Raw genomic sequence first — 7,891 nt, 5'->3', positions numbered from 1 at the left:
AGCCGCAGCGGGTTCTGGTTCTCGGCGCTACCGGAACCATCGGGAAGGCTGCCGTGCGCGCCCTCATTGCCGCGGGGCACGAGACAGTGTGCTTCCTGCGTCCCCGTCCGGATGGCGGCGATCCGGCTAGGCTGTTTCCCGCGGATGCCGTCCTGCGCTTTGGTGATGTCACCGGCGAGGAGTCATTGCTGCGGGATGGGTTTGCGGGAGAGCGCTTCGATGTGCTGATGTCCTGCCTTGCCTCCCGTACGGGCCTGCCCGAGGATGCCTGGGCGATTGACTACCGGGCGAATGCGGTGGCCCTGACGGCAGCGCGCACAGCGAACATCCGGCACGTGGTTCTGCTATCGGCCATTTGCGTGCAGAAGCCGGTGTTGGCTTTCCAGCACGCGAAGCTCGCCTATGAAAAGCTGCTGATCGACTCCGGCCTCACCTATTCGATCGTCAGGCCGACCGCCTTTTTCAAGTCGCTCTCAGGCCAGGTTGGCCGGGTGCGCGAAGGCAAGCCATTCCTTGTCTTCGGGGATGGGCGGCTCACATCCTGCAAACCCATCAGCGATGACGATCTGGGGCGCTTTCTCGCCGCCTGCGTTTCGGATCCCAAGCTGCACAACAAGGTGCTGCCGGTTGGCGGTCCGGGTGAGGCGATCACCCCGCTCGCGCAAGGCGAACAACTTGCTGCGCTGTTCGGGAGGCAGCCCCGCTTCCGCCATGTGCCCGTGGCCCTGCTCGATGCCATCGTGTTCGTGCTGGGCGCACTCGGCAGGTTTTCTCCGAATCTCAGATCCAAGGCTGAGCTTGCGCGGATCGGACGCTACTACGCCACCGAATCAATGCTGCTCTGGGATGCTCAGGCGCAACGCTACGATGCGGCCTTGACCCCTTCGTTCGGCACGGAGACGCTTTTTGATCACTATGCCCGTGCCGCGAGAGGCGAAGTCGCAGACGATCGCGGCGAGCATGCCGTGTTCTAGGGTCTCTTGAGATTTATCTGGAGTATCTGCACTCCATTCTTCCCGTCACCCCAGCTTTCGCTGGCATGACGGCGAGACCCGGGAGACGATCATCACTGACCGTCCGCCGCTCTAAGAATGCCGTCAGCTGATGACCAGCTCGACGCCCTTGTGCAGTTTCTGCAGGTTGGGAAGCGACTTCGACTGCCACGGAATCCGCGTTGACCCAAGGACCTTCAAGCCCACATCCGGCAGCTTTCTGAGTTCGATCGTGAACTTTGCCAGGAGATTGATGCCGGAGCTGTTCAGAAATTCGAGTTGTGTGAGATCCAGCACCACCGACTGGGGCTTGTTCGCCAGAACGCCTTGCATGAGGTCGAGGATGGGCTGATAGGCATCCGTGCCGGAGAGCCGCAATGTGCCCTCGTAGTGGATGACCGAGCCTTCGGTCCAAATGTTGTAGTCGTCTGTCTTGATTTCCATGTGTGTCGGGCTTTCAGATGTCAGTTGAGACTGAGTGAGGCGAAGGTGCTGAGCGTCACGGTGCCGCCGGCGGGCGCTTCGGTAAATGTCCAGCCGAGCCGCGCGCCGTAATCATTCATCAGCGTCAAGATGCCGAGGCCCGACGCGGAGGAGTTCTCGTCCGCGGCGTTCGCCTCAATCCGCTGGATCAGCAACTCGCCGGGGTCGCCAGCCGTCACCTCCGCAAGGATGGCCTGAAAACGGGTGGCGACTTCGGAACTGGCATTGTTGGTGACTACCAGCTCGAAATTTCCTTCTTCGAGCGAGCATCGTATCTCGATATCGCCCGGGCTGCGGAACTTGATGGCGTTCTCGATAAGCTCGTTCACCAGATAAATGATGGAATGGCGGGCATCGCTGTAGTCCCGTCCGGTCTTCGCATGGCGCGTGGCGAATGTTTCGCCCAGGAACTCGCACGTCGCACTGGCATGCTGCCAGCCCACTGCCAGCCGCCCTTCCGGCAGGACGACCGACATGACGAAGGCCGATGGCCCATTGCTTGGCCGTGTTTCTCCGAATTCGATACTCATGTCGTCACCTGTGCTTCACCACGACCAGCGTGATGTCGTCATGAACTTTCTGTGTGCCAATGTGCGACTTGAGGTCCGTAATGATTGCCGAGGCCGCTGCCGATGCGCTGAGTGCGTGCACCCTGGTGGCGCTCTCGATGAGGAGATCAACCCCATACAAAGCGCCGCCCTCGTTTTCCGCCTCTGTAATACCGTCAGTGAACAGCACGATCATGTCGCCTTCGTCAAAGGCCAGCGTGCTGCTCGATACAAAGTCACCGATGTGCTCCTCGAGGCCGATGGGGAAGCCCAGGTCCATGGTGTCAAGGCGCTCGACCGTGCCGTCCTTGCGGATGATGATCACTTCCTCGTGCTGGCCCGAGATGGTTACCTTGCCATCAGCGTAATCAAGGAAGGCAAGCGACAGATGCTTGTCAGACTTCGTCCGCTGGACATTCTTGTGAATTGCCCGGTTGAGAACCTCAAGGAACGCGCAGGGATCGTCGACGCCGCGCTCATGAAGTGCGCGGCCGACTGATTGCACCATCAGCATCAGAACGCCGCTTTCGAGGCCGTGGCCGGTCACATCGCCGATGCCGATCTTCACGCCGCCCTCGGTGTAGAGGACGTCATAATAGTCGCCGCCCACCTCGTCAGCGGGTTCCATATGGCTTGCGATCTCGAGGTAGGGAATTCCCTCGAGCTCTTCAACGGAGGGCAGCACCATCATCTGAATGCGCCGCGAAACATCGAGCTCCGCGCCAAGGCGCAGGTTCTCGTCTTTCAGCTTGTCGAAAAGCCGGTTGATCTCGTCATTGGCGGAGGCAAGCTCTCTGGTGCGGTCAGCGACCCTGTTCTCCAATGTTTCCGTGTAGTCCCGGATTTCGCGCGCCATGGAGTTGAACGCAGCACCCACGAGCGCCACTTCATCGCGGCCCTTTACCGGCACCTGCACATTGTAGTCGGCGCGCGTCAGCCGCCCGGCCGCGTCGGCGAGGGCCACGAGGCCCGCCGTGAAGCGGCGCGACACCGCGACCGAAACCGCCAGCACCAGAACAAGGAATGAGAGAACTGTTGCGAGGATGCCCTGCACGATGCGGCTCGTGGCGGCGCCGATTTCGCTTTGTGCCGCATAGAGCGAGGCATAGATCTCGCGGTCGGGAACGACGAAGCCAAGCATGAAGCGCTCGGCGGCGATGCCGGAATTGGGCTGCCAGAGGTTCATCGGTTCCAGCGGCTGAAGCGCCACGAGAAGGCCTTCGGACTTGCCGTCCTTCTCCACCACCACGTGTGTGATGCTGGTCGTGCCTGGGGCTGGCATCTTCAGGCTCGCGATGTCGGCAAAGCTGCTTTTCGCAAGGCTGCGATCAAGTCCGGTGACGCCAGCACCCGTCGCGTTCTCTGGCTTGATGCCGAGCAGCGCCTCGCCGGCCTCGTTGACCGTCAGCACATTGCCGTTCTGCTGCGATAGAAAGGCGAAACCGGTTTCGGCGATCTTCACGCCCTGAACGAGCTCAGTCAGCTGCTCCAGCGTGATGTCGACGCCCACCATGCCGGCCACATCCTGCCGGTCCTTGGTGTAGAGCGGTTGGAAATAGCTGACGATGGTCTTGCCGGTGATCGCGTCGACATAGGGCGAAAGCACGGTGATGTCCGTGTCGACGGGGCGTACGGCGGGGTTCTTCGCCCATTCCTGCCAGGCCTCGTAGACGCCAGGGAAGAAGAAGTCCCACCAGTTCTGCTCATTGTGGCCGCCATAGAGCTTGTCGAATGTCTGCGCCTGGTCGGAATAGGGCATCGTGCGCATGATGGGGCGGGCCTTTGGCCCGACATAGTACATTTGCAGCTTGTTCTGTCCGGTCGCCATGAGCGAGGGGGCGACGAGATCGAAAATGCCGGAATCGCGCACCGCCTCCTGCACGTCGGGCCGCATGCGGCCGGGTCCGTCCAGCAGGTAGCCCCATACGCTGATGACGCCTGGTTCGCCGGACCGGTTCTGGAGCCAGTTCTTTTCCGCGTTGAATTCCATCTGGTCCTGGTAGTCCGGATAGCCTTCCAGGAATTTGCCGAGGCCAGCGCCAAGCTCCGGCTGGTCGATCAGCCGCTGGCTGAACTGCGCAAGCGTGTTCACCTGGTCGAAGGTGCGCTCAAACATCATATCGGCGCGCTGTGCGGTCATGTCGATGTAGCGGGTAAGGTACTGCTCCGTCGCCTTGGAAAGGCCGCTCTCGATCTCGGCTGACGCGTCATCCGAGAGCTTCTGCACGTTCCACAGCGCAACGCCGCCGCCAAGAAGCGATGACAGCAGCACCGCACCGCCGATCAACGCAATGAACTTGGTGCGGAAGCTCGTCAGTACGCTTGCTTTCATGGTGTCCTGCACGGGGGTGGCGGTCATGAAGGCTTTCGCGCGGATGCGGCCCAGATCGGCCAGCCGGCATAGCCCTTCGGCTGAAGGGCGGCATAGATATGATCCTGGAAGCCCTTGCGGAAGCGCGCAATGAACTCAGGCGTGTCGCCGCGGTCCTTCGCCATCTGCCCGGCATAGACATTCTCCCATGCCTGGATCATGTCTGCAAATTCCCGGGGATCGCCATCGAGGTTGGTCACCATGAAGTTGTCGATCTTGATGTCCTCGAAACCGGCATCGGCAAGATACCGCCGGCTCTTCGGGCCGAACTCCACGTCCATCTTGAAGTCTGCGAACAGTTTGGCCACTTCCGTGTAGGTCCACTGGATGCTCTCGCCCCGTGGCTCGCCCAGGCAGTGCGAGTTCTTCTCGTTGGTGATGTAGACCCTGCCTCCTGGCTTGCAGATGCGATGGAGTTCTTTCAGGATCAGTTCGGGCTTGTCGAAAATCTGCAGGGAATGACGGCAGGTGACGAAATCGAAGCTGTTGTCATCGATCACCATTTCCGAGGCATCGCCGTATACATACTCGATGCCGGTAACGCCGAAATCCGCCGCCACCTTGCGTGCATAATCAAGGCTCGAGCGCGAATGATCGAGGGCCATGATGCGCGAAGGGCCAAACTCCTTCTTCACAAGCACGGCGAAGTCGCCAATGCCGCAGCAGATGTCCGCCATTTCCATGTCCGGCTTCAGCCCATGCCGGGCAAGCAGGTTCCGCTCATGCCGCCAGGTGAGGCGGGTCTGATTGCGCAGGATGGGGATGAACCCGCCATCTTCGAGGAAGGATTGACCAGGGTAGAAATCCTTGTCGTATTCCGTGACGGAGATGTTGGGGTACTGCTTCGCAAGCGGCAGGAATTTGCGGGTTGACCATCCCATCACGCTGGATGTGATGATTTCAATACGTAGGTCTTTGCGCCGCTCGCAAACCTCCGACATGAGGCATACGATTGCACGAAAGGCAATGTTGTTCAGCCGGGCAAGGCGTTTCACGTTGAGGTAGAAAGTGCCGCGCACATTCTCAAGCGCAGCGGTCATTCCGGCGACAATGTTCTCGATATCTGCTTCGCTGCGCGGGCGGAGCTTGCCAGCGATGACGAACTCCTGATTATTCTCGTTGAACGCAAACTCGTAAGTGGACTTTCCGGGAGGCCGCATCAGCGCGAGACCTCAAGCATCATTTCCGCGGAGAGTGTCAACTGCCCGCCTACCGGCACGATACTGATCTTCGCCTGGTAGTCGACCGCCACTTCGAGAAGGCCCAGGCGCGGATCCTGCTTGCCGGGCGAGAACAGCGCCTCATGATAAACATCAGTAAGGTCATCACGCTCCAGCACTTTCGCGGCGTCCATGTAGAAACGCAGAGCCGTGTCGTCGCAGGGCAAGGTCAACTCGATCACGTCATTGGCGCCCGAACGCTTGATCCGGCAGATAAATTCGCCGCCTGATCCGTGATTGGAGAAGACCGTCTCCAGCAGTTCGTTCAATGTAGAACTCAACAGGTTTGCGTAAAGTAGCGAATCCGTGCGGCTGTGGCTCACCATGCGGGCGACGTAGGTAGAAATCCGGTCGCAGTGCAGCCATTCCGATGAGAAATCATCAATCCCCATCGAAACTTCGAGAATCTTATCTGATGCTGTCATGCCTTGCCCCAAGAGCCTCAGCGTCACTGATTTTCCTGCGGGAAACCACACTCTGCGGTTGGTGTGACCCGAAAAGGAAAATTGTAAAGCTGTCGCAGCATAAAGTTAGCCGTAGCCAACTCTGGGTGCAAGCAAATTTAGCTTGCGATTTCGAGCAGGTAGTTGAACTCTGTCCCTCAGCAAATCAACTGACGCAGCGGAGGTATGAACAAAATGGAAGTTAAGGTGGAGAGGAAGGTCCGTCCCCCCGTGTTTATCTCGGCTCCACTTGCCGCGCTGGTTGAGGGCATCTACCGGGCGGATACGCCGATCGGCCTCATGCGGCAGAAGGGCAATCTCGGAATCGGCACATTCAACGATCTCGACGGCGAACTGGTCATGCTCGATGGCAAGGTCTACTGCCTGCGGCCGGAGGGGAATGCCGAAGTCATCCCCGACGAGGTCAAGACGCCCTTTGCCCTTGCGACCCATTTCGAGGGAGATACGGTAGATACCTTCGATGGACCCGTTGCGGAAAGCGGCTTTGAGCACGCCATACTCGATCTGATCCCATCGCCAAACCTCATGTATGCGATCCGGATTGACGGCAAGTTTGATTACGTGCGGGCGCGGTCCGTCCCCAAGCAGAGCAATTACCTGCCCTTGGCTGAGATCGCCAAGTTGCAGACAATTTTCGAGTTTCATGACGTGGAAGGTACAATCGTCGGGTTCTACACGCCCACGTTTCTGAGCGGCGTTCACCTTGCGGGGCTGCACCTGCATTTCATCACGGCTGACCGCATGAAGGGCGGCCATCTTCTCGCCGCCGCGCCAAACGGCATCACCGTCGGTGTGCAGCACGCACCCTCGATCGAACTCGGCCTGCCCATGACCCTCGATTTCCTTACCATGGAACAGACGAGGGACATGGAGGCCGACCTCAACAAAGTCGAGCGCTAAACCCGCTTACATGTGCGCGGGCGTGGCCATTGCCATGGCGCGCTCGAAGAGCTCGATGTAATGGTTCACGTTCTGCCCGATGAGCTCCATCTTGGAGAACTTTGCGATGCGCTCACGTGCAACCTTCAGTTCAGAAGGCGGCACGATCTGGCGGATGATGCCGCAGGTTTCGGCAAGTGACATCAGGCAGACGTCGCGTGGACCCGGAAGGGCGTCGCGCAGCAGAACCTCAAGAAGCCTCAGCTTCACCTCGCGGATTTCCTTGCCGTCAATGGGCGGATAGCGGCGTGTCTTCAGGAACCAAAGAAGGCGGCCCTCGGTCTCGACCAGGATTTTCTTCTCGCAAAGCCGCGCCAATGCCTGCGAACGGACGGGATCGCCAAGTTCGATAAGCTGATTGATCAGGTTATCGGCATTGCTGTCGAAACCGGTCGCCGCAAGCCGTGATAGCACCGGATCGAGAGCTGCATCACCCGTCGGGGCGTTATTTACAACCCAAACGCGATCAAGGTCGCTGTCGAGGCGTTCCTGCAGCGCCAGCTCCATGATGGCGGCGCCGAGAAATCCTGCGCGCTGATACTCCAGCGGAATGTCGATGAAACCGCCATCTTCGTCCTTCAGCGTAAGCAGAAGGAACTCCTCAGGAACTGTCAGCATGGTATTGCCCCACTAAATTGCTGCGCGGCGGTCGCCGCCTCCACGCCATTCTAACAAGTCTTCTGTCCAAGCGGTACATCAATTTAGTGCGGCTGCGGTGCTTGGCTGCTTTGCGTACTTGACCGCCCAAGCGGAGTTGCGTAACCGCTTAGCCGTCATTATGCCAGAGGAGATCAGGTTGACGGCGCGTCTCGACATGTCGCTACAGAACGACGTTGGGGAAGTTGCGCGCGTCATTGACAGCCTTGAGGAATTC

8 protein-coding genes are annotated in these 7,891 nt (G+C 59.4%); 2 read left to right on the top strand and 6 right to left on the bottom strand.

What is annotated here, in order from left to right; all coding sequences use genetic code 11:
* The first annotated feature begins 14 nt into the window (after positions 1-14).
* Positions 15-974, top strand: a complete 960-nt coding sequence (locus ACILRA_RS16315) for an NAD(P)H-binding protein (RefSeq protein WP_395663132.1) — start codon at positions 15-17, stop codon at positions 972-974.
* Between the two features lie 123 nt (positions 975-1,097).
* Here ACILRA_RS16315 and ACILRA_RS16310 read toward each other — a convergent pair whose 3' ends face one another.
* From ACILRA_RS16310 to ACILRA_RS16290, 5 genes are read right to left on the bottom strand one after another with little or no spacing between them, the layout of a single operon-like run.
* Positions 1,098-1,436, bottom strand: coding sequence for a hypothetical protein (locus tag ACILRA_RS16310; RefSeq protein WP_395663131.1), 339 nt, complete (start codon positions 1,434-1,436; stop codon positions 1,098-1,100).
* Between the two features lie 20 nt (positions 1,437-1,456).
* The gene (locus tag ACILRA_RS16305) at positions 1,457-2,005 is read right to left on the bottom strand and encodes an ATP-binding protein (protein WP_395663130.1); all 549 of its coding nucleotides are present in this window, start codon (positions 2,003-2,005) and stop codon (positions 1,457-1,459) included.
* A 4-nt stretch (positions 2,006-2,009) separates the two neighbouring features.
* The gene (locus ACILRA_RS16300; RefSeq protein WP_395663129.1) at positions 2,010-4,382 is read right to left on the bottom strand and encodes a SpoIIE family protein phosphatase; all 2,373 of its coding nucleotides are present in this window, start codon (positions 4,380-4,382) and stop codon (positions 2,010-2,012) included.
* Positions 4,379-5,554, bottom strand: a complete 1,176-nt coding sequence (locus ACILRA_RS16295) for a methyltransferase domain-containing protein (RefSeq protein WP_395663128.1) — start codon at positions 5,552-5,554, stop codon at positions 4,379-4,381. Before ACILRA_RS16295 ends, ACILRA_RS16300 begins: the two co-directional genes overlap by 4 nt.
* Positions 5,554-6,066: a hypothetical protein gene (locus tag ACILRA_RS16290; RefSeq protein ID WP_395663127.1), complete on the bottom strand. Its 513-nt coding sequence runs from the start codon at positions 6,064-6,066 to the stop codon at positions 5,554-5,556. Before ACILRA_RS16290 ends, ACILRA_RS16295 begins: the two co-directional genes overlap by 1 nt.
* Positions 6,067-6,252: 186 nt before the next feature.
* On the opposite strand from ACILRA_RS16290, the gene budA reads away from it, so the two are divergent.
* A complete protein-coding gene (gene budA / locus ACILRA_RS16285; RefSeq protein ID WP_395663126.1) occupies positions 6,253-6,978 on the top strand; it encodes an acetolactate decarboxylase in 726 nt (241 codons plus the stop codon).
* Positions 6,979-6,984: 6 nt separating this feature from the next.
* On the opposite strand, the gene ACILRA_RS16280 is transcribed toward budA, so the two are convergent.
* The gene (locus ACILRA_RS16280) at positions 6,985-7,635 is read right to left on the bottom strand and encodes a GPP34 family phosphoprotein (RefSeq protein ID WP_395663125.1); all 651 of its coding nucleotides are present in this window, start codon (positions 7,633-7,635) and stop codon (positions 6,985-6,987) included.
* Positions 7,636-7,891: the final 256 nt, after the last annotated feature.

Origin of the sequence: Aestuariivirga sp., from assembly GCF_044239095.1 — a bacterium.
Lineage (GTDB): Bacteria > Pseudomonadota > Alphaproteobacteria > Rhizobiales > Aestuariivirgaceae > Aestuariivirga.
Note: the sequence above shows the minus strand (reverse complement) of the source record. Positions and strands in the feature narration are given on the sequence as shown.